The 19,262-nt window shown below is 61.2% G+C and carries 15 protein-coding genes; all 15 read left to right on the forward strand.

The window, feature by feature from the left end; all coding sequences use genetic code 11:
• Positions 1 to 150: 150 nt before the first annotated feature.
• The 15 genes from J3P85_RS07695 to J3P85_RS07765 all read left to right on the forward strand — a co-directional run bounded on the left by J3P85_RS07695 (position 151) and on the right by J3P85_RS07765 (position 19,185).
• Positions 151 to 1,710, forward strand: coding sequence for a sigma-54-dependent transcriptional regulator (locus tag J3P85_RS07695; protein ID WP_186704641.1), 1,560 nt, complete (start codon positions 151 to 153; stop codon positions 1,708 to 1,710).
• 125 nt (positions 1,711 to 1,835) lie between these two features.
• The gene (locus J3P85_RS07700; protein ID WP_411386802.1) at positions 1,836 to 2,537 is read left to right on the forward strand and encodes a WbqC family protein; all 702 of its coding nucleotides are present in this window, start codon (positions 1,836 to 1,838) and stop codon (positions 2,535 to 2,537) included.
• A gap of 52 nt (positions 2,538 to 2,589) precedes the next feature.
• Positions 2,590 to 6,132, forward strand: a complete 3,543-nt coding sequence (locus J3P85_RS07705; RefSeq protein ID WP_434705377.1) for a glycosyltransferase — start codon at positions 2,590 to 2,592, stop codon at positions 6,130 to 6,132.
• 45 nt (positions 6,133 to 6,177) lie between these two features.
• The gene (locus J3P85_RS07710; RefSeq protein ID WP_434705378.1) at positions 6,178 to 6,906 is read left to right on the forward strand and encodes a class I SAM-dependent methyltransferase; all 729 of its coding nucleotides are present in this window, start codon (positions 6,178 to 6,180) and stop codon (positions 6,904 to 6,906) included.
• Positions 6,903 to 7,751 (forward strand): NAD-dependent epimerase/dehydratase family protein, encoded by an 849-nt coding sequence (locus J3P85_RS07715; RefSeq protein WP_434705379.1) that lies wholly within the window; start codon positions 6,903 to 6,905, stop codon positions 7,749 to 7,751. Before J3P85_RS07710 ends, J3P85_RS07715 begins: the two co-directional genes overlap by 4 nt.
• Positions 7,748 to 8,725 carry an ATP-grasp domain-containing protein gene (locus J3P85_RS07720; RefSeq protein ID WP_434705380.1) on the forward strand — a complete coding sequence of 326 codons (978 nt, stop codon included), beginning with the start codon at positions 7,748 to 7,750 and terminating at the stop codon, positions 8,723 to 8,725. Before J3P85_RS07715 ends, J3P85_RS07720 begins: the two co-directional genes overlap by 4 nt.
• On the forward strand, positions 8,706 to 9,383 hold the full coding sequence (locus tag J3P85_RS07725) for a metallophosphoesterase family protein (protein WP_434705381.1): 678 nt from the start codon (positions 8,706 to 8,708) through the stop codon (positions 9,381 to 9,383). Before J3P85_RS07720 ends, J3P85_RS07725 begins: the two co-directional genes overlap by 20 nt.
• 51 nt (positions 9,384 to 9,434) lie before the next feature.
• Entirely contained in the window at positions 9,435 to 10,592 is a 1,158-nt protein-coding gene (gene rffA / locus J3P85_RS07730) for a dTDP-4-amino-4,6-dideoxygalactose transaminase (protein WP_434705382.1), read from the forward strand.
• A 166-nt stretch (positions 10,593 to 10,758) separates the two neighbouring features.
• Positions 10,759 to 11,496 (forward strand): flagellar basal body rod protein FlgF, encoded by a 738-nt coding sequence (locus J3P85_RS07735; protein WP_186704642.1) that lies wholly within the window; start codon positions 10,759 to 10,761, stop codon positions 11,494 to 11,496.
• A 49-nt stretch (positions 11,497 to 11,545) separates the two neighbouring features.
• On the forward strand, positions 11,546 to 12,331 hold the full coding sequence (gene flgG, locus J3P85_RS07740; RefSeq protein WP_053120245.1) for a flagellar basal-body rod protein FlgG: 786 nt from the start codon (positions 11,546 to 11,548) through the stop codon (positions 12,329 to 12,331).
• 67 nt (positions 12,332 to 12,398) lie between these two features.
• Positions 12,399 to 13,094: a flagellar basal body L-ring protein FlgH gene (gene flgH, locus J3P85_RS07745; protein ID WP_186704643.1), complete on the forward strand. Its 696-nt coding sequence runs from the start codon at positions 12,399 to 12,401 to the stop codon at positions 13,092 to 13,094.
• Positions 13,095 to 13,136: 42 nt separating this feature from the next.
• A complete protein-coding gene (locus tag J3P85_RS07750) occupies positions 13,137 to 14,210 on the forward strand; it encodes a flagellar basal body P-ring protein FlgI (RefSeq protein ID WP_207966038.1) in 1,074 nt (357 codons plus the stop codon).
• A gap of 11 nt (positions 14,211 to 14,221) precedes the next feature.
• Positions 14,222 to 15,529 (forward strand): flagellar assembly peptidoglycan hydrolase FlgJ, encoded by a 1,308-nt coding sequence (flgJ, locus tag J3P85_RS07755; RefSeq protein ID WP_434705383.1) that lies wholly within the window; start codon positions 14,222 to 14,224, stop codon positions 15,527 to 15,529.
• 10 nt (positions 15,530 to 15,539) lie between these two features.
• Positions 15,540 to 17,606, forward strand: a complete 2,067-nt coding sequence (flgK, locus tag J3P85_RS07760) for a flagellar hook-associated protein FlgK (RefSeq protein WP_434705384.1) — start codon at positions 15,540 to 15,542, stop codon at positions 17,604 to 17,606.
• 13 nt (positions 17,607 to 17,619) lie between these two features.
• Positions 17,620 to 19,185: a flagellar hook-associated protein 3 gene (locus tag J3P85_RS07765; protein WP_434705385.1), complete on the forward strand. Its 1,566-nt coding sequence runs from the start codon at positions 17,620 to 17,622 to the stop codon at positions 19,183 to 19,185.
• The last annotated feature ends 77 nt before the right edge of the window (positions 19,186 to 19,262 follow it).

Consider the following 19,262-nt stretch of genomic DNA (forward strand, 5'->3'; position numbering starts at 1 on the left):
AAAACTTTGTGGCGAGGGAGCTTGCTCCCGCTGGGGCGCGAAGCGGCCCCTGTTTTGGGTCTGCTGCGCAGCCCAGCGGGAGCAAGCTCCCTCGCCACAGAGGGGCTGGAATGGCGCGCTTTTCTATCTCATATGCACCTGGGTCCTTTCATGCGCATCAAAGTCCATTGCCAGAATCGCATCGGCATCCTCCGGGACATTCTCAACCTGTTGGTGGAGTACGGCATCAACGTCGCCCGGGGCGAGGTCGGTGGCGAGCACGGCAATGCGATCTACCTGCACTGCCCGAACCTGATCAACATCCAGTTCCAGGCGTTGCGTCCGAAATTCGAAGGCATCGCCGGGGTGTTTGGCGTCAAGCGTGTAGGCCTGATGCCCAGCGAGCGTCGGCACATGGAGCTCAACGCCTTGCTCGGCGCCCTGGAGTTTCCAGTGCTGTCCATCGACATGGGAGGTTCCATCGTCGCGGCCAACCGGGCGGCGGCGCAGTTGCTCGGGGTGCGGGTCGACGAGGTGCCGGGGATTCCCTTGTCACGCTACGCCGAGGATTTCGACTTGCCGGAACTGGTGCGCGCCAACCAGTCGCGCATCAACGGCCTGAGGGTCAAGGTCAAGGGCGACGTGTTCCTGGCCGACATCGCGCCACTGCAATCGGAGCACGACGACAGCGAAGCCATGGCCGGTGCGGTGTTGACGTTGCATCGGGCCGACCGTGTGGGTGAACGGATCTACAACGTGCGCAAGCAGGAACTGCGCGGCTTCGACAGTATTTTCCAGAGCTCGAAGGTAATGGCTGCGGTGGTCCGTGAGGCCCGGCGCATGGCTCCGCTGGACGCGCCGCTATTAATTGAAGGCGAAACCGGCACGGGCAAGGAACTCCTGGCCCGGGCTTGTCACCTGGCCAGCCCGCGCGGGCAGTCGCCCTTGATGGCGCTCAACTGTGCCGGGTTGCCGGAGTCGATGGCCGAGACCGAGCTGTTCGGCTACGGCCCCGGTGCATTCGAAGGGGCGAGGGCCGAAGGCAAGCTCGGCCTGTTGGAGCTGACCGCCGGAGGAACGCTGTTCCTCGACGGGGTCGGGGAAATGAGCCCGCGTCTGCAGGTGAAACTGCTGCGCTTCCTGCAGGACGGTTGCTTCCGGCGTGTCGGCAGCGATGAGGAGGTGTACCTGGACGTCAGGGTAATCTGCGCCACCCAGGTGGACTTGTCCGAACTCTGCGCCCGAGGCGAATTCCGTCAGGATTTGTACCACCGCTTGAATGTGCTTTCGCTACACATCCCACCCCTGCGCGAATGCCTCGATGGCCTGGGGCCACTGGTGGAGCATTTCCTCGACCAGGCCAGCCGCCAGATCGGCTGTGCATTGCCCAAGCTGGCGCCGGCGGCCATGGACCGCCTCAGTCATTACCATTGGCCGGGCAACGTCCGGCAGTTGGAAAACGTGCTGTTCCAGGCGGTTTCCCTGTGCGATGGCGGAAAGGTGAAAGCCGAGCACATCCGCCTGCCGGACTACGGCGTGCGCCAGCCCCTTGGCGATTTCTCCCTTGAGGGTGGGTTGGACGAGATCGTTGGGCGTTTCGAGAAGGCGGTGCTGGAGCGCTTGTATTCCGAACATCCCAGCAGCCGGCAACTGGGCAAGCGGCTGGGGGTTTCCCATACGACCATTGCCAATAAGTTGCGTGAGTATGAAGTGGGCAAGACGGAGCCTTAGCGGGGGGCGTTTTTCCCCTGGTATGGGATTTGCTAGATCGTGGCTGTCCCCCCGCTTATTCGGAGTAGGTGGCGACTTTTTGACAGGGCTGAGGCCCGGTTTCGGCTGCGTACGTGAGGCTCAGGATGCAAAAAAAAATAGCTGTGGTGCAGTCGAACTACATCCCTTGGAAGGGCTATTTCGATCTGATCCGCAGCGTCGATGCGTTCGTCCTGTTTGACGATGTCCAGTACACCCGGAGGGACTGGCGCAACCGCAACAAGATCAAGACCGCCCAGGGTGAGCATTGGCTGAGTATTCCGGTCAAGAACAAGGGCCGTCTCGAACAATTGATCAACGAAGTCCAGGTGACCAGCCCGGATTGGGCCGCTGCGCACTGGAAGACCATTGAGCGCAGTTATCGGCGCGCACCGTGCTTCGCTCAGATGGAGGCGCCGATTCGTGCGCTCTACGAGCAGGCTGCCGACCTCACCGATCTGACTCGCATCAACCATTTGTTCATCGCCGGCTTATGCCCCCTGCTGGGCATCCATACGCCGCTCCACCGTTCCGAAGAATTGGGGCGCGCAGAGGGCAAGAATGAACGCCTGATCCATCTCTGCCAGGCCCTCGGGGCCAACGAGTACCTTTCTGGACCCGCGGCCAGTCACTACCTCGACGAAGCGGCGTTCGCCGCCAAGGGGATCGCGGTGTCGTACATGAGCTATGCCGGCTATCCCGAGTATCCGCAGCTATACGGCGAGTTCCAGCATGCGCTCAGCGTCATCGACCTGTTGTTCAATACCGGCGCGGATGCATCGGCTTTTCTGGAGAAAGGGGCTGTCTGAGCGGGACTTGCCAGTGACACCCTTTTTGACTTGATTCTGGAGATTTCACCCGATGTCGAACCTTGCGCAGCTGGACGCTCATTCGCTCGAACAGGCGTTGGCGCGTCTACGGCTGATGTATGCCAAACCCGAGCATCCCTACTACATCCTGGCGCCTGCTTACCGTGAATCCTCGTCGGGCGTCGTCTCGCTGCACTACCTCTGTCATATGCTCAACCTCAGTGGCCGTGAGGCCTACATCTGCAGCACCGAAGTGGTCAATCCAGATCTCAAGACGCCCTTGATCAGTTCTGCGATCAAGCAGCGCCATAGGGCGGCGGGCAAGGTGCCGATCGCGGTTTATCCCGAGGTATTCCCTGGCAATCCACTCAACTGTCCGGTCGTGGCGCGTTTTCTCCTGAATTTCGAGGGGTTCCTCACTGGGAAAAGCATGGACGCCGCGCCCACCGATTTGTTTTTCTATTACGCTGCCCGGCTCGCTGAGCACCGTGGCGACCCTGACGGTGACCTGTTGTGCCTGCCTGCGATCGATATCGAAATGTTCTCGACGGTGGGCGCCGGCACCGTGCGTAAGGGCAGCTATCTCTACCAGAACCGTCACCCCTTGGGTCAGATCGACTACTCGCTACTGCCAGCGGATGTCCGCCTGCTGAGCATGGCCAACCCCTTGGCCCTGCCTGAGCTGGCCGAGCTGCTGCGCAATGCCGAGGTGATGTACAGCTACGAGTGGTCGATGACCTGCGTCATGGCCGTGCTGTGCGGATGTCCGGTGATATTCATTCCAGGACATGGCGTCGACCAGCCACTGCTCGATAACAGTTTTTTCGGCAGCGTCGGTTTTGCCATGCTCGACCAGCCGGACCCGTTGGAACATGCCCGGGCAAGCCTCGGCGACGCCTTGCCCCGTTATGTTGAGCGCACGGCGGCTTTCTGGCAGCAGCTGGACGTATTTATTGCAAAAACCCAGGCGACTGCCGCGCGTGAGGCGGTCGGCAACCGTCTGGGTGTGCTCGATTGGTTGCGCCAACGCTACCCGCTGGCGCAACCATTGCGTCTGATCAATGAGCGCTTGGCTAGCGCGGCGGCGCCGAGTTTCACTGTCCTGGTCCGCGACGACGGCAATCCGTTGGCGCTGGCGCACACCCTGGACAGCCTGGATCGACAGTTGTACCAGCGCATCCATGTATGTGTGATGGGTGACGCTGACCCGGGGCGAGCCAACGTTCAATGGTTGGCGTGTGACCCGAAGCAACCTGCGGCAGCGATCAATGGCCTGGTCGAGGGCACCCAGACCGACTGGCTCCTGCTGGTCGAGGCGGGGGAGGAGTTTACTGCTGCGGGGTTGCTGATGACGGCCCTGAATCTGCTCGATGCGCCAGACAGTTGCCTGGCGGTATACGCCGACGAGGCGCTGCGGGTGGGAGGGGTGGCGAATCTTTCGTTGCGGCCTGACCTGAACCTGGATTTGCTCTTGGCGTTTCCGACCAGTCTTTCCCGTCACTGGATGTACCGTCGGGAGGCGCTGGAGCGCTTGAGCGGTTTTGATAATGGCTGCGGTGGCGCCTTCGAGTTGGCCTACCAACTGCGCCTGATCGGCGAGCAAGGGATGGCGAGCATTGGTCATGTCAGCGAGCCCCTGCTGATCGCCAACGAAGTTCGGCAGTCGGAATGTGCTGATGAGCGCTCGGTCATTGACGCGCACCTGCACGGACGTGGCTATGGTCAGGCGCGAGCGATTGCCCTTGAAAAGGAGCCGGGTCGCTATCGTATTGACTACGGTCACGAGCGACTGGCCTCGGTCAGTATTCTGATTTACCTCGAAGGACAGTTGACCAATTTCCAGCGTTGCCTGGAAAGCCTGCTGATGCGGACAGACGCCGTGGACTTCGAGGTCTTGCTGATCGAACCGGGCAACGATGAACCCGCATTGCTGGAGTGGCTGGGGCTGGTCGAGCAGATGGGCGAAGGTCGTTTCCAGGTGTTGCGTTTCATGCCGGGGCAGTCACGCGCGGCGATGTGCAATGCGGCGGCGCAGGAGGCACGCGGTGAATATCTGCTCTGGCTCGACGCGCAAACCGCTGTGCTTGAGCCGGGTTGGCTGCACGCGTTGCTCAATCACGCCCAGCGCCCGGAAGTCGGTGCCGTGGGCGGCACGTTGCAGGATAGCCAGGGCCGGATACGCCAGGCGAGCCTCGTGTTGGGGTTGGGCGGGGTCGTCGGTCGGGCCTTTGAGGGCTTGTCAGCCCAGGTATCGGAGGGCATGGGCCGGTCTGGGCTTGAGCAAAACTGCTCCGCAGTGGGCGGTGAATGCCTGATGCTGCGTCGGGCGCTGTTCCTTGAGGCCGATGGCTTCGATACCGATCCACTGCTGGCCCCCTGGACCCATGTCGACCTGTGCCTGAAGCTGCAGCAGGCGGGTTACCTGAACGTCTGGACCCCTTACGCACGTCTGTTGATGGACGTTGTGTCAGATTCCCAGGCAACTAGCGAGCAGGAGGATGCCTTCTACGCGCGTTGGTTGCCGCAATTGGCTCGCGACCCGGCCTACAACTCCAACTTTTCGCTGCGCGTCGGCGAGGGTTTTGTCCGGGAAAACACCGACCTGTGCTGGTATCCGCTGCAAGGCAGTGTGCCGAGGGTGTTGGTTTGTGTCACTGAACAGCAGGCGGGGGCTTATTCGCGTCTGGTTCAGCCATTCAGCACCTTGCTGGAAGCAGGGCAGGTCGAAGGCGCAGCTGTTTCGAGTTTGCTGTCGCCGGTGGAAATTGCGCGCCTGGCGCCAACCACCGTGGTATTGCAGCGCCCTCTGGATGACGCCGGGCTACTGGCTCTGAGCCGCCTTAGAGCGTTTTCCAAGGCGTTCACGGTCTACGACCTGGACGGTTATTTGCCGCAGATGGAGTTGAAGGGCGATCACGGTGTCGATGAGCTGCTGGAGCGCCTGCGGTTCGGGATGATGCAGGCCGATCGGGTGCTGGTCCCCACGCCGACGCTGGCCGAACTGTTGCAAGGTCAGCACGACGACATCCGCGTGCTGGAAACCCTGCTGCCGGCCGCCTGGGGGCGTGTGCAAAGCAAGCGACGTATCGGGCCGAAACCGCGGCTGGGCTGGCTGGGCGGCAAGGATGCTCAACTGCTGGCCGACGTGCTGCCCGCGTTCGCTGGCGAAGTCGATTGGGTGGTGCTGGGCGACTGCCCCGCGGCACTTCAGCCTTTTCTGAAAGAGCTGCACCCAGCTGTCGCGCAGCAGCAGTTGGCCGGGGCCATGGCAGCCTTGAATCTGGATCTTGCACTGGTACCCATGGCTGAAACCCTGGGCAATGCCTGCTCCGGTGACCTGCGTGTCCTGCAGCATGCCGCGTGCGGCCATCCGGTCATTTGCAGCCGGGTGCCGGGTTTTGTCGGCGGTGAGGTATTGCCGCTGTCACGGGTAAATAACGAGGCGCAAGACTGGATCCGGACGATTCGCTTGCACCTGGAGGACCGTGAAGCTTCCGCGACGCTGGGGGACACCTTGCAGTCGACGGTGCGGGCGCAGTGGCTGCTCGAAGGCGAGCGCCTGGACGCCTGGCGACGGGCGTGGTTGGCCGATTGATCCCTACTCATTATGACCTTGGTCGCTCAGCGGAGAACATGTGACATGAGCAACGATCTCGATACCTTCGTCGCTGCCTATAGCGACAGCTTTGGCTATGCATATGACAACAACATCATGCTCAACTGGTATCCCCAGCGCATCATGGCGCTCTGCACCCAGGCGCAAAGCCTCCTGGAGCTTGGTGTTGGCCATGGCTTCAGCACCCATCGCTTCTCGCAGTTCTTTGGCGAGCACACGGTCATCGATGGTTCCGCATCGGTGATTGCCCAGTTCAAGGCTCGATACCCGGATAATGCGGCCGAGATCGTTGAAAGTTATTTTGAGACATTCGACACCGACAAGCGTTTCGATCTCATCGTGATGGGTTTTATTCTTGAGCATGTCGAGGATCCACAGACCGTACTGCAACGGTTCAAGCGTTTTCTGGCCCCTGGTGGTCGTTGCTTCGTGGCGGTTCCCAACGGCGAGTCCCTGCATCGGCGATTCGGTCATGCTGCCGGGCTGCTTGACGACATGGCGGCGCTGGGCGGCGCGGATCTTGAGCTGGGTCATGTACGCAGCTACTCGCTACAGACCCTGACCGCGGAACTTGAAACCGCCGGGCTCCAGGTGGTGCGCAAAGAAGGCATATTTCTCAAACCCTTTACCACCGGGCAATTGAAAACGCTGAACTTGAGTCCGGACATCATCCAGGCCATGTGTACCGTGGGCATCGATTATCCAGAACTGTGCTGTGCAATGATGCTGGAAGCGACAGTCGCGCCGTCATGAAAAGCCTGGTCATAGGGAGTACTTCAGTCATTGGTAAGGCGGTCGCCCGGGCGTTGTCGAGCTATGGCCCAGTCAAATTGGCGGGACGCCGGGACGCCGATGTTGCCTTTGACTTGAATAGCCCGCAACCCAGCGCCTGCGACGAGCGCTTCGACGTGGTCGTGCTGGCCGCGGCCGATTTCGGCGGCGGCCAGCCAGATGATCTGATTCGCGCCGAACAGGTCAACAGTGTCGGTGCATTGGCTGCCTGTCGCCTGGCCGAACAATGCGGGGCGCGGCATTTCATTCTGCTGTCGTCGCGTTGGGCCAGCCATCAGGCGACGGATCCCTACTTCGGCATCTACTCGCTGTCCAAGCGCCATGCCGAAGAAGTGGCGAGCCTGTATTGCCAGGAACGGGGCATGGCGTTGAGCGTCCTGCGCATCAGTCAGGTCTACGACAGCGGGGAGCAGTGCAGGACTCACCAACCGCTGTTATACGTCATCGCCGACAAGGCGCAGGCGGGGCAGGCCGTCGAGCTCTATGGCAGCAACGACCCCCGGCGCAACTACCTGCACTTGAGTGATCTTGCCGAGGTCTGCGCGCGGCTGGCGGAACAGGGCATCACTGGCTTGTATAACTGCGGCCATCCCGAATCTCCTCGTCTATCCGAAATTGCCCAGGCCGCCTTCGAGGCGTTTGGCAAACCGTCGGACGTCCGCTTCCTGCCGGAAAAAAACGATATTCCCGATCTGCCTTCCTTTGACTGTGGGCATGACTTGTACGAACAAATAGGTTTCACCCCGCGAATAGATATTCGCCGGGGTTTTGAGCTGATGCGAGCGCACCGGGAGAACCTGTCATGAAGACCGTCATGGTGACGGGTGTTGGCGCCATCATGGGTTACGGCCTGCTCAAGTCGCTGCGTGCGGCGGACCCTTCTGTTCGCCTGGTCGGCACCGATATCTACGACGATGCCGTCGGTCGCGGTTGGTGCGATGCATTCGTGCAGGCTCCTTTGACTGCTGACCCGGGGTACGCTCAGTGGCTGGGCGATACGCTGGCCAGGCACGAGGTCGACCTGCTGATTCCCGGCATCGAACAGGATGTCCATTGGCTGTCGGACAACCGAGCGTTGTTGGCGACATTTGCTTGCCAGGTCGCGCTCAACAACCCGCAATTGATCGAACTTTCCAGGGACAAATGGGCGATGGACCAGGCGCTGGTGGCGCTGGGGGATGCCAGTCGTATTCCCAGCCTGCTGACGGGGGATTTCCACGCGCTCAAGGCGGCCTTGGGCCTGCCGTTCCTGCTCAAGCCGCGGCGAAGCTATGCCTCCAAAGGGTTGGTCTGGGTTCGCGAGGAGCGCGACTTTACGCCTCACGCGGCCCTGCTCGGTGACTACCTCATGGCCCAACCCATCATTGGCAGCGCGGCCGATGAATTCACCGTGGCGGCGTTCGGCGATGGGCGCGGCGGCACGGGGCCGATCATCGCCTTCCAGCGCAAGCTGGCGTCGGACGGGGCCACCGCCAAGGCTTGGGTGTATCAGGATGATTCGCTGGATGAAACAGTTGCCAGGTTGTGCCGCGCCTTCAAGCCGGTGGGGCCGACCAACTTGCAATTCCGTCGTGGCAGCGATGGCTCCTGGAGCCTGCTGGAGATCAATCCGCGAATATCCTCGACCAGTTCAATGCGTCGCGCATTCGGCTACAACGAGGCGGCCATGTGCCTGGATTTTTACCTCGATGGCAAGACACCGGCCCAGCCCACCATTCGCAGTGGTTTCGCTGTTCGTTATATAGAGGATTTCATTGTCTATGATCGGCATCATTTCTGACGTACATGGCAATTACAGCGCCCTTCGAACAGTGCTTGCCAAGTTGGATGAGCTGGGTGTGTCGCGGATTATCTGCCTGGGTGATACGGCCGGTTATTACAGTCAAGTCAATGAGTGCTGCGAAGCCCTGCGTGAGCGAAACATCTTCTCCGTGATGGGCAATCATGATTGGTACCTGGCCCGGAATGAGCGCTGCCCCCGTTCCAATAGCGCCAATGCCTGCCTGGACTATCAGCGGGGCATCATCACCTCGCAGAACCTGGCCTGGTTGGGATCCCTCCCGGAGCGCTCCACAGAGGATGGACTGAGCATCGTCCACGGTGGCTGGAACGATCCGCTGGACGAGTACCTGCGCCCCTCGCAGGCGTACTTTGCGCCGTTGCCCGGCCAATATTTCGCATCGGGTCATACCCATGTCCAGCACCTGTGGAGCGGCGAGGACAAGGCCTACTGCAATCCCGGTTCAGTCGGCCAGCCACGTGACGGTGATCCCCGGGCAGCTTTCGCCACTTGGGACGGCGAAGCCTTCAACCTGCACCGGGTTGAATACGACATCGGTGAAACGCAGCTCGCCATGAAGAGCGCCGGTTTTACCCCTTATTTCTACGAAAACCTTGATATCGGCAGTCAGATCGGTGGGCGGATCAATGCGGTTTGAGGTTTTTTGCTGTGTGCTACTCACTACCATGCCCGCCCAGGGAAGTTCGCAATGAGCAAAGAAACGATATTCTTCAACCGCCCGTACATGACCGGCAAGGAGCTGGACTACATTGCCCAGGCCAAGTTCGGCAACATGCTCGCCGGGGATGGTCCGTTCACCAAGCAATGCCACCGCTGGCTGGAGTCGCACACGGGCTGCAACAAGGCACTGCTCACCCACTCCTGTACCGCTGCGCTGGAAATGGCCGCCTTGCTGCTGGATATCCAGCCTGGCGATGAAGTCATCCTGCCTTCGTTCACCTTCGTCTCCACGGCCAACGCTTTTGTGCTGCGTGGCGCGGTGCCGGTTTTCGTCGATGTACGGCCTGATACCTTGAACCTGGACGAACGTCTGATCGAGGCGGCAATCACGTCGCGGACCAAAGCTATCGTGCCCGTTCACTATGCCGGCGTTGCCTGCGAGATGGACACGATCCTGGCGATTGCGCACAAGCATGGTCTGGCGGTGGTCGAAGACGCTGCGCAAGGGGTGATGTCGACTTACAAGGGGCGGGCGTTGGGCAGCCTCGGCGACCTTGGGGCGTTCAGTTTCCACGAAACCAAGAACGTGATTTCGGGGGAGGGCGGGGCTTTGCTGGCCAATAACCCTGCAATGGCATTGCGCGCCGAGATCATCCGCGAAAAAGGCACCGATCGCAGTCGATTCTTCAGGGGCGAGGTGGACAAATACACCTGGCAAGAAGTGGGTTCTTCGTTCCTGCCCGGAGAAATTACGGCAGCCTTCCTCTGGGCCCAGTTGGAAGAGGCTCAGTCCATCACCAATCGTCGCTTGGCAATCTGGGATCATTACCATGGCGCTTTGGCAGAGCTTGAGCTGCAAGGATTGTTGCGTCGTCCAATAGTGCCTGAAAATTGCCAGCACAATGCGCACATGTATTACGTGCTGCTGGCTCCTGGTGTCGCGCGCCAAGTTGTTCTTGAAAAACTCAAGAGCCACGCCATCTACGCGGTGTTCCACTACGTACCGCTGCATTCGTCGCCCGGCGGAATTCGGTATGGGCGTGTGCACGGCTCGATGGAAATAACCGACGGGTATTCCGAGCGTCTGTTGCGATTGCCGCTATGGCTCGGTTTGACGAACGATCAGCAAGACCGGGTGGTCGATGTGCTCGGCGGTGCATTGGCGGCTTGCCACCTAGCGGCATAACTCCGCCGGTTTTTCGACTTCGATACAACTGAGTGGTGCTCTCTGAATCCCCCAGGCCCTTTGTTTTCCAGGCCTGGGCCCGCCAGAAAAAAGTTGGTCTGCAAATTGCTTAAGGCTGTGCAACACAGCAGTGGGCGGCAAACGTCCGGCATGCAGAGGAACGACAGTGGACAAGTACCTTTATGTGGCAATGACCGGCGCCAGCCAGAACGCACTGGCGCAGCGGGCCCATGCCAACAACCTGGCGAACATCTCCACCAATGGTTTTCAGAAAGACCTGGAGCAGGCGCGCTCGATGCCGGTGTTCGGCGACAGCTTTCCGGCGCGGGCGTTTGCCCTCTCCGAGCGTCCTGCCACCGATTTCACCCCGGGTGCGCTGATCGAGACCGGTCGCGATCTGGACGTGGCGGTCAGCGGGCCGGGCTGGATGGCCGTGCAGAACCCCGATGGCGGTGAAAGCTACGTGCGCACCGGCAGCCTCAACGTCGACGCCCTGGGCGTGCTGCGGGCCGGCAACGGCATGCCGGTGATGGGCAATGGCGGTCCGATCGCCGTGCCACCCGAGCAGAAAATCGAAATCGGCCAGGACGGCACCATCAGCATCCGCGCCATGGGCGAAGGCCCTCGGGTGATGGCGGAAGTGGACCGCATCAAGCTGGTCAACCCTGACCTCAGGACCATGACCAAGGGCCTGGACGGCTCGATCCGGACCAAGGACGGCCAGCCGGCGCCCATCGACGGCAACGTGCAATTGGTGTCCGGGTTCCAGGAGGCGAGCAACGTCAATGCCGTGGATGAAATGACTTCAGTGCTGGCCTTGGCCAAGCAGTTCGAGCTCCACGTCAAGATGATGAACACCGCCAAAGAAGGCGATGAAGCCATGGCTCGGGTCTTGCAGATCTAACTATTAATTACAGCGTCGCGCCGAAAAACAGGCGTACGAGGAGAATCGAATGCTTCCGGCTCTTTGGGTTGCCAAAACAGGTCTGTCCGCCCAGGACACCAACCTTTCCACCATTTCCAACAACTTGGCGAACGTCTCGACCACGGGTTTCAAACGTGATCGCGCCGAGTTCCAGGACTTGCTCTACCAGGTAAAACGCCAGCCAGGCGCCCAATCGACCCAGGACAGCGAATTGCCGTCGGGCCTGCAAGTGGGTACTGGTGTGCGCATTGTCGGCACCCAGAAAAACTTCAACGCCGGCAGCCTGCAAACCACCGAGCAGCCGCTGGACATGGCCATCGACGGTCGCGGTTTCTTCCAGATCCTGCAGCCGGACGGCACCACGTCCTACACCCGTGACGGTACCTTCCACCTCGACTCCAACGGCCAGATCGTCAACGCCAGTGGTTTCGCCCTGGAACCGGCCATCGTCATCCCGAACGATGCCCAGACCTTCACCGTGGGCCGTGACGGCACCGTGTCCATCACCGTGGCAGGCAACCCGGCCGCCCAGGTTATCGGCAACCTGCAGACCGCCGACTTCATCAACCCGGCCGGCCTGCAAGCGGTGGGCAACAACCTGTTCCTGGAAACCGCTGCCAGTGGCGCGCCGCAAGTCGGCACCCCGGGCTTGAACGGCTTCGGTACCACGCTGCAGAACACCCTGGAAACCTCCAACGTGAGCACGGTCGAGGAGATGGTCAACATGATCACCACCCAGCGCGCCTACGAGATGAACTCCAAGGTGATCTCCACCGCCGACCAGATGCTCTCGTTCGTTACGCAGAATCTGTAACCGCGTCGTCCGTCATTACGTAGACAGGGCGGCCCCAGGGTCGCCTGCAACACCAAGAGGTAGGGTCATGAAACGCTTCGTATCTGTTCTGGCACTGAGTGGGATTACCGCACTCGCGGGCTGTGTTGCGCCAACGCCACGGCCCAATGACCCGTATTACGCTCCGGTGTTGCCGCGTACGCCGTTGCCGGCTGCCGCCAACAATGGCTCGATCTATCAGGCTGGCTTCGAGCAGAACCTGTACAGCGACCGCAAGGCCTTCCGGGTCGGTGACATTATCACCATCACCCTGAACGAGCGGACCCAGGCCAGCAAGAACGCCAACTCGCAGATCGACAAGACCAGCGAGACCAGCGTCGGCCTGACCTCGCTGTTCGGCTCCAGCCTGACCACCAACAACCCGATCGGTGGCGGCGACCTGAGCCTCAATGCCGGCTACGGTTCCGACCGATCGAGCAAAGGCGACAGCCAGTCCGGCCAGAGCAACAGCCTGACCGGTTCGATCACCGTGACCGTCGCCGATGTGTTGCCCAACGGCATCATCGCCGTGCGCGGCGAGAAGTGGCTGACCCTCAACACGGGCGATGAGCTGGTGCGTATCGCCGGCATGGTTCGCGCCGATGATATTTCCACCGACAACACTGTCCCATCGACCCGCGTGGCCGATGCGCGCATCACCTATTCGGGCACTGGTGCCTTTGCCGATGCGAGTCAGCCAGGTTGGTTCGACCGTTTCTTCCTCAGCCCGAAGTTCCCTTTCTAGGTGGCCCAGTTGAATCTTAAACAGCTGTTGATCGGTGCCCTGATGATGTCGGCAGCCTTCACCGCTCAAGCCGAGCGTCTGAAGGACATCGCCAGCATTTCCGGCGTGCGTTCCAACCAGTTGATCGGCTACGGCCTGGTCGTGGGCCTGAACGGCACCGGTGACCAGACCACCCAGACCCCGTTCACCCTGCAGACGTTCAACAACATGCTGTCGCAGTTCGGCATCAAGGTGCCGGCCGGCTCCGGCAACGTGCAGTTGAAGAACGTCGCGGCGGTGTCGATCAGTGCCGATCTGCCGGCGTTCGCCAAGCCCGGCCAGCAGGTGGACATCACCGTATCGTCCATCGGTAACTCCAAGAGCCTGCGCGGCGGCACCTTGTTGCTGACGCCGCTCAAGGGGATCGACGGCAACGTCTACGCCATCGCCCAGGGCAACCTGGTGGTGGGCGGTTTTGACGCCGAGGGTCGCGACGGTTCGAAGATCACCGTCAACGTTCCGTCGGCCGGTCGCATCCCGGGTGGTGCGTCGGTGGAGCGTGCGGTACCGAGCGGTTTCAACCAGGGCAACAGCCTGACACTGAACCTCAACCGTTCCGATTTCACCACGGCCAAGCGCATCGTCGACAAGATCAACGACATGCTCGGCCCAGGCGTGGCCCAGGCCATCGACGGCGGTTCGATCCGCGTCACCGCGCCACTGGATCCGAGCCAGCGCGTCGACTACCTGTCGATCCTGGAAAACCTCGAAGTCGATCCGGGCCAGGCGGTGGCGAAAGTCATCATCAACTCCCGTACCGGCACCATCGTGATCGGCCAGAACGTCAAGGTTTCGCCGGCCGCCGTGACCCACGGCAGCCTGACCGTGACCATCACCGAAGATCCGATCGTCAGCCAGCCGGGGCCATTGTCCAACGGCCAGACCGCCGTGGTCCCGCGTTCGCGAGTCAATGCCGAACAGGAAGCCAAGCCGATGTTCAAGTTCGGCCCGGGCACGACCCTGGATGAAATCGTCCGGGCGGTGAACCAGGTCGGCGCGGCGCCGGGCGACTTGATGGCCATTCTTGAAGCCTTGAAGCAGGCCGGCGCGTTGCAAGCCGACCTGATCGTGATTTAAGGAAAACGGTCATGGTGGATATGCGCAAAGGCGCCTTGATCAGCGGGGATTCGGGGTCCTACTCGGACCTGAATCGCCTGAACCAGCTCAAGGTCGGCGACAAGAACAGCGAAGGCAACCTGCGCAAAGTGGCGCAGGAATTCGAGTCGCTGTTCCTCGGCGAAATGCTCAAGTCCATGCGTTCGGCCACCGAGGCCCTGGGCAAGGACAATCCGATGAACACGCCGGAAGCCAAGCAATACCAGGAAATGTACGACCAGCAGTTGGCCGTTTCCATGTCCCGCGAAGGCGGTGGTATCGGCCTGGCCGATGTGCTGTTGCGCCAGATGTCGAAGAACAAGCCATTGGTGTCCGGCGAGGCGGCGACATTGTCGGCTGCCAAGCAACAAGAGGCGCAGGACACAGTCGCCAAGGCACCGGTGCCGACGCCAGTGGCGGCCGGGACCCTGCCTACCGACGGCCCGTTGTCGCGTACCAGTGGCCAGCGTCCGTTGTGGGCTTCGCGGGCCGTGAATGCACCGCAAGGGGCCGAGGGCGTCCACCGTAACGACATGGAACTGCTCAACCAGCGGCGCCTGGCCCTGCCGCCGAAACTGGCTGACCGCCTGCTCGCCGGGCTGGTGCCTTCGGCAGCGGCCAATGCCGATGCCCCTGCGCAGAACCTGCTGCCGGATCGTGCCATCGCCGCCGTCAAGCCGGCCACCGGCGAACTGGCCAATGGCGACTGGTTGGCCGCGCTCAAGGCGTCCGAGCCCAAAGGCGACATGCAGGTCTATGGTCGCGCCGTGGCCCAGCCACCGCTGGCGCCAGCGCGCAAGGCCTTCCGCGATGCCGATGAATTCGTCAATGCCATGCTGCCAATGGCCAAGGAAGCCGCCGACCGCATCGGTGTCGACCCACGTTACCTGGTGGCCCAGGCCGCCTTGGAAACCGGTTGGGGCAAATCGGTCATGCGCCAACCCGATGGCAGCAGCAGCCACAACCTGTTCGGCATCAAGGCCAGCGCCAATTGGAAGGGCGATTCGGCGCGGGCGATCACCAGCGAATTCCGCAATGGCGAGATGGTCAAGGAGACGGCCGAGTTCCGTTCCTACGCCTCGTACCGCGACAGTTTCCATGACTTGGTCAATCTGCTGCAAAGCAACAGCCGCTATCAAGAAGTGCTGAAGTCGGCCGATAAACCGGAACAATTTGTACGCGAGTTGCAGAAGGCCGGTTACGCCACCGACCCGAACTACGCCAGCAAGATTTCGAACATAGCCCGGCAGATGACGAGTTACCAAAACTACGCATCGGCTGGTGCCACCACGACTTTATAAGGTCTGAACCATGAGTTTGCTCAATATCGGGATGTCGGGTCTGTCCGCAAGCCAGACCGCACTGGTGACCACGGGTAACAACATCGCCAACGTCGATACCGCCGGGTATTCGCGTCAGCAGACCGTGCAGACCACCAAGGCGTCGAACCAGTACGGCAACGTGTTCATCGGTTCCGGCACGACCCTGGCCGATGTGCGCCGGGTGTATAACTCGTATCTTGAAGCGCAACTGAAAACCACCACCTCGCTCAACAGCGATGCGGCGGCCTACCAGGGGCAGATCACGCCGCTTGACTCCCTGCTGTCGGACAGTGGCACCGGCCTCAACGGCGCGCTGACCAAATTCTTCGCCTCGGTGCAGAACGTCAACGCCAAGCCGGGCGACGATGCGTCCCGCCAGTTGCTGCTCAGCGATGCCCAGGCCTTGAGCAACCGTTTCAATTCGGTTGCCAGCCAGTTGACCGCGCAGAATGACAACATCAACGGCAACCTGTCGAACATGGTCGACCAGATCAACAGCCTGGCCACCACCGTCGCCCAGTTGAACAAGAAAATCGCCGAAGTCTCCAATTCTGGAGGCGCGCCGAACGATTTGCTCGACGCGCGCAGCGAAACCATTCGTCAACTGTCGACCTTCACCGGCACCCAAGTCGTCGAGAACGGCAGCAGCCTGGACATCTACCTCGGTTCCGGCCAGCCGCTGGTGATGGGCAACATCACCAATAAACTCGAAGCGGTGCCGGACAAGAACGATCCGGGGCGCATCGGCATCCAGCTCAACAGCGGCTCCAGTGTCATGGACCTCACCCAGGTGATGACCGGTGGCGAGATCGGTGGCCTGATGCGCTACCGCAGCACCGTGCTCGACCCGGCCATGAACGAGCTGGGCCGCGTGGCCCTGGTGGTTGCCGATCAGATGAACAGCATCCAGGCTTCGGGCATCGACAAGAACGGTGCGTTTGGTTCCAACCTGTTCAGTAGCATCAACAGCGCCGCGCAGATGAGCCAGCGCAGCGTCGCCTCGCTGGGCAACAGCGCAGGCTCCGGCAACTTCAACGTGTCCATCGAAGACACCGGCAAGCTGACCACCAACGACTACAAGATCACCTTCACCAGCGGCACCAACTACACCGTACAGCGCCTGCCTGATAACACCTCTCTGGGCGCGTTCAGTACGACGACCACGCCAGCGCCGGTCGTCGATGGCTTCTCGCTGACCTTCGCCAATGGCACTGCGGCCGCCGGCGATTCGTTCAAGATCACCCCGACCCGCAACGCGGCGGGCAGCATCAAGACCGAGATGACCGACTCCAAGCGGCTGGCGATTGCCGCCCCGCTGGGCGCCGCCATCACGCCAGGCGGCAGTGGCACGCTGACGATTCCGGCCACCGGCCAGCCGACCATGACGACGAAGCTGGACATCTACGACGAAGCCACCACCAGCATCATCCAGAACGGCATCAAGAATTCCATGCCGGTCAAAGTGGTGTTCGGCGCGACCTCGACTGATGGCACCAGCCAGGCCTACCGGCTGCTCGATGCCCAGGGCGGCTTGATCAGTAGCGGCACGATCAAGCCCGGCCAGAGCAACACGCTGAACCTGAGCGTTCCGCTCAAGGATGCCACCGGTGCCCCGATCCTGGATTCGTCCGTACCGCCGGTGCAGCGCACCGTCACGTTCGACATGTCCATCGCCGGGGCGCCGTCCGAAGGTTCAGGTATCAACATCAGCCTCAGCCAGCCCGGCAGCCTGGACAACCGTAACGGGACCATCCTGGCCGGCTTGCAGACCGCCAAGACCGTGGACACCGATTCCGCCAGCAAAGGCATTTCCCTGAACGACGCCTACGGCAAACTGGTGGAAGGCGTCGGCGCCAAGGCCGCCCAGGGCAAGCTCGACAGCGCCGCTACCGGTGCGATCCTGGCCAATGCCAAGAACGCCCGCGACTCATTGTCGGGTGTGGACCTGGATGAAGAAACCGGCAACCTGGTCAAGTTCCAGCAGTACTACACCGCGTCTTCGCAGATCATCAAGGCGGCGCAACAAATCTTCAGCACATTGATCAACAGTCTTTAAGGAGCCGTAGCCCATGCGCATTTCTACTTCTCAGTTCTACGAAAGCACGGCTGCGAACTACCAGAAAAACTTCGCCAAGGTGGTCAAGACCAGCGAGGAAGCCAGCAGCCTGGTGCGCGTGAACACCGCCGCGGATGATCCGGTGGGTGCTTCGCGTCTGCTCCAATTGGGCAACCAGGCTTCGATGCTGTCCCAGTACGAAGCCAACGTCACCACCATCAAGGCCACCCTGGGCACCACCGAAGCGGTCATGACCAGCATCGGCAACGTGCTGCAGCGCGCCAAGGAATTGGCCGTGAGTGCCGGCAACGCCGCCTACACCGACGCAGACCGTCAAGCGGTCGCCTCGGAATTGGGCTCGATCGAAGATCAACTGCTGAGCCTGATGAACACCAAGGATGAAAACGGCAAATACATCTTTGCCGGCTCCAAGGGCGATGTCGTACCGTTCACCCGCAACGATGACGGCACCTACAGCTACAACGGCGACCAGGTCACCCTGGACCTGCCGATTGGCGACACCATGTCGATGGCCACCAACAGCACTGGCTGGGAAGTGTTCCAGCAAGCGGTCAACACCAGTCGCACCCAAGTCACCATGACCGCGCCGGCGGTGGATGATGGTCGCGTAGTGCTGACCAACGGCCAAGTCTCGTCCAGCGTCAGTTACAACAGCCAGTTCCGCAGTGGCGAGCCGTACACGGTGGAATTCGTCAGCGGCACCCAGTTGAAAATCACCGACTCGGGCGGCAACGATGTGACTGCCGAAGCCAGCAAGGGCGGGACTATTGATCCCAACAGCCAGGCCGGCCAGACCGTGAGCTTTCGCGGCGTCGACTTGACCTTGAACGTCAACCTTCATGCGGGTGATGTTGCCGGCACGATCTTGCCCGGCCATACCTTCACCCTGGCCGCCAAACCTGATTCGTTCACACCGGCTCGCAGCCCTGGCAACACCACCGCGACCCAAATCACGGGCAGCGCAATTACCGATCCGGCGGCCTACCACGCCAGCTTCCCGACGAGCTCGGCAGTACTGAAGTTTACCAGTGCCACGGACTTCGACCTGTACGCCGCGCCACTGACCGCGGACAGCAAACCCGTCTCCAGCGGTACCCTTGCAGGCAACGTCGCCACCGCATCGGGTGTGAGTTTCACACTCAATGGCGCGCCGGCGGCCAACGATCAGTTCAGCATCGCGGTCAATACCCACGAGACGCAGAACATCCTGGACACCGTCAACCAGTTGCGCACTGCTTTGAATACGCCGGCCAATGGCGACAACATCGCCATCCAGAAACTGAATGCGTCACTGGCTTCGGCGATCGGCAACCTGGCCAGTGGTACCGACCACTTGACCAGTGCACTGAGTTCAGTCGGTGGTCGCGGCCAGTCGCTCGATACCCAAAGCGATACCAATCAGAGCTTTGTCCTGGCCAACTCGCAGACCCAGTCGGCGATACGTGACTCCGACCCGGCCGAAGTGATGACGCGCCTGACTTTGCAGCAGACTATGCTTCAAGCGTCGCAGTTGGCGTTCAGCAAGATCGCTCAATTGGGCCTGTTCAACAAAGTGTGATCCAGGGCCGGGACCGTGACGCTATAAGCGGTCCCTGACCCGTTCCTAATACGATTCAGGACGTCCTGCTCTCGCCC

Origin of the sequence: Pseudomonas sp. Z1-12, assembly GCF_051132015.1 — a bacterium.
GTDB lineage: Bacteria > Pseudomonadota > Gammaproteobacteria > Pseudomonadales > Pseudomonadaceae > Aquipseudomonas > Aquipseudomonas zanjanensis.

Coding starts and splice junctions, on each gene's coding strand:
- flgK (WP_434705384.1), top strand. CDS start 15,540: ATGAGTTTGCTCAATATCGGGATGTCGGGTCTGTCCGCAAGCCAGACC.
- flgH (WP_186704643.1), top strand. CDS start 12,399: ATGAAACGCTTCGTATCTGTTCTGGCACTGAGTGGGATTACCGCACTC.
- J3P85_RS07715 (WP_434705379.1), top strand. CDS start 6,903: ATGAAAAGCCTGGTCATAGGGAGTACTTCAGTCATTGGTAAGGCGGTC.
- J3P85_RS07705 (WP_434705377.1), top strand. CDS start 2,590: ATGTCGAACCTTGCGCAGCTGGACGCTCATTCGCTCGAACAGGCGTTG.
- J3P85_RS07700 (WP_411386802.1), top strand. CDS start 1,836: ATGCAAAAAAAAATAGCTGTGGTGCAGTCGAACTACATCCCTTGGAAG.
- rffA (WP_434705382.1), top strand. CDS start 9,435: ATGAGCAAAGAAACGATATTCTTCAACCGCCCGTACATGACCGGCAAG.
- flgG (WP_053120245.1), top strand. CDS start 11,546: ATGCTTCCGGCTCTTTGGGTTGCCAAAACAGGTCTGTCCGCCCAGGAC.
- J3P85_RS07750 (WP_207966038.1), top strand. CDS start 13,137: ATGATGTCGGCAGCCTTCACCGCTCAAGCCGAGCGTCTGAAGGACATC.
- J3P85_RS07720 (WP_434705380.1), top strand. CDS start 7,748: ATGAAGACCGTCATGGTGACGGGTGTTGGCGCCATCATGGGTTACGGC.
- J3P85_RS07695 (WP_186704641.1), top strand. CDS start 151: ATGCGCATCAAAGTCCATTGCCAGAATCGCATCGGCATCCTCCGGGAC.
- flgJ (WP_434705383.1), top strand. CDS start 14,222: ATGGTGGATATGCGCAAAGGCGCCTTGATCAGCGGGGATTCGGGGTCC.
- J3P85_RS07725 (WP_434705381.1), top strand. CDS start 8,706: ATGATCGGCATCATTTCTGACGTACATGGCAATTACAGCGCCCTTCGA.
- J3P85_RS07765 (WP_434705385.1), top strand. CDS start 17,620: ATGCGCATTTCTACTTCTCAGTTCTACGAAAGCACGGCTGCGAACTAC.
- J3P85_RS07710 (WP_434705378.1), top strand. CDS start 6,178: ATGAGCAACGATCTCGATACCTTCGTCGCTGCCTATAGCGACAGCTTT.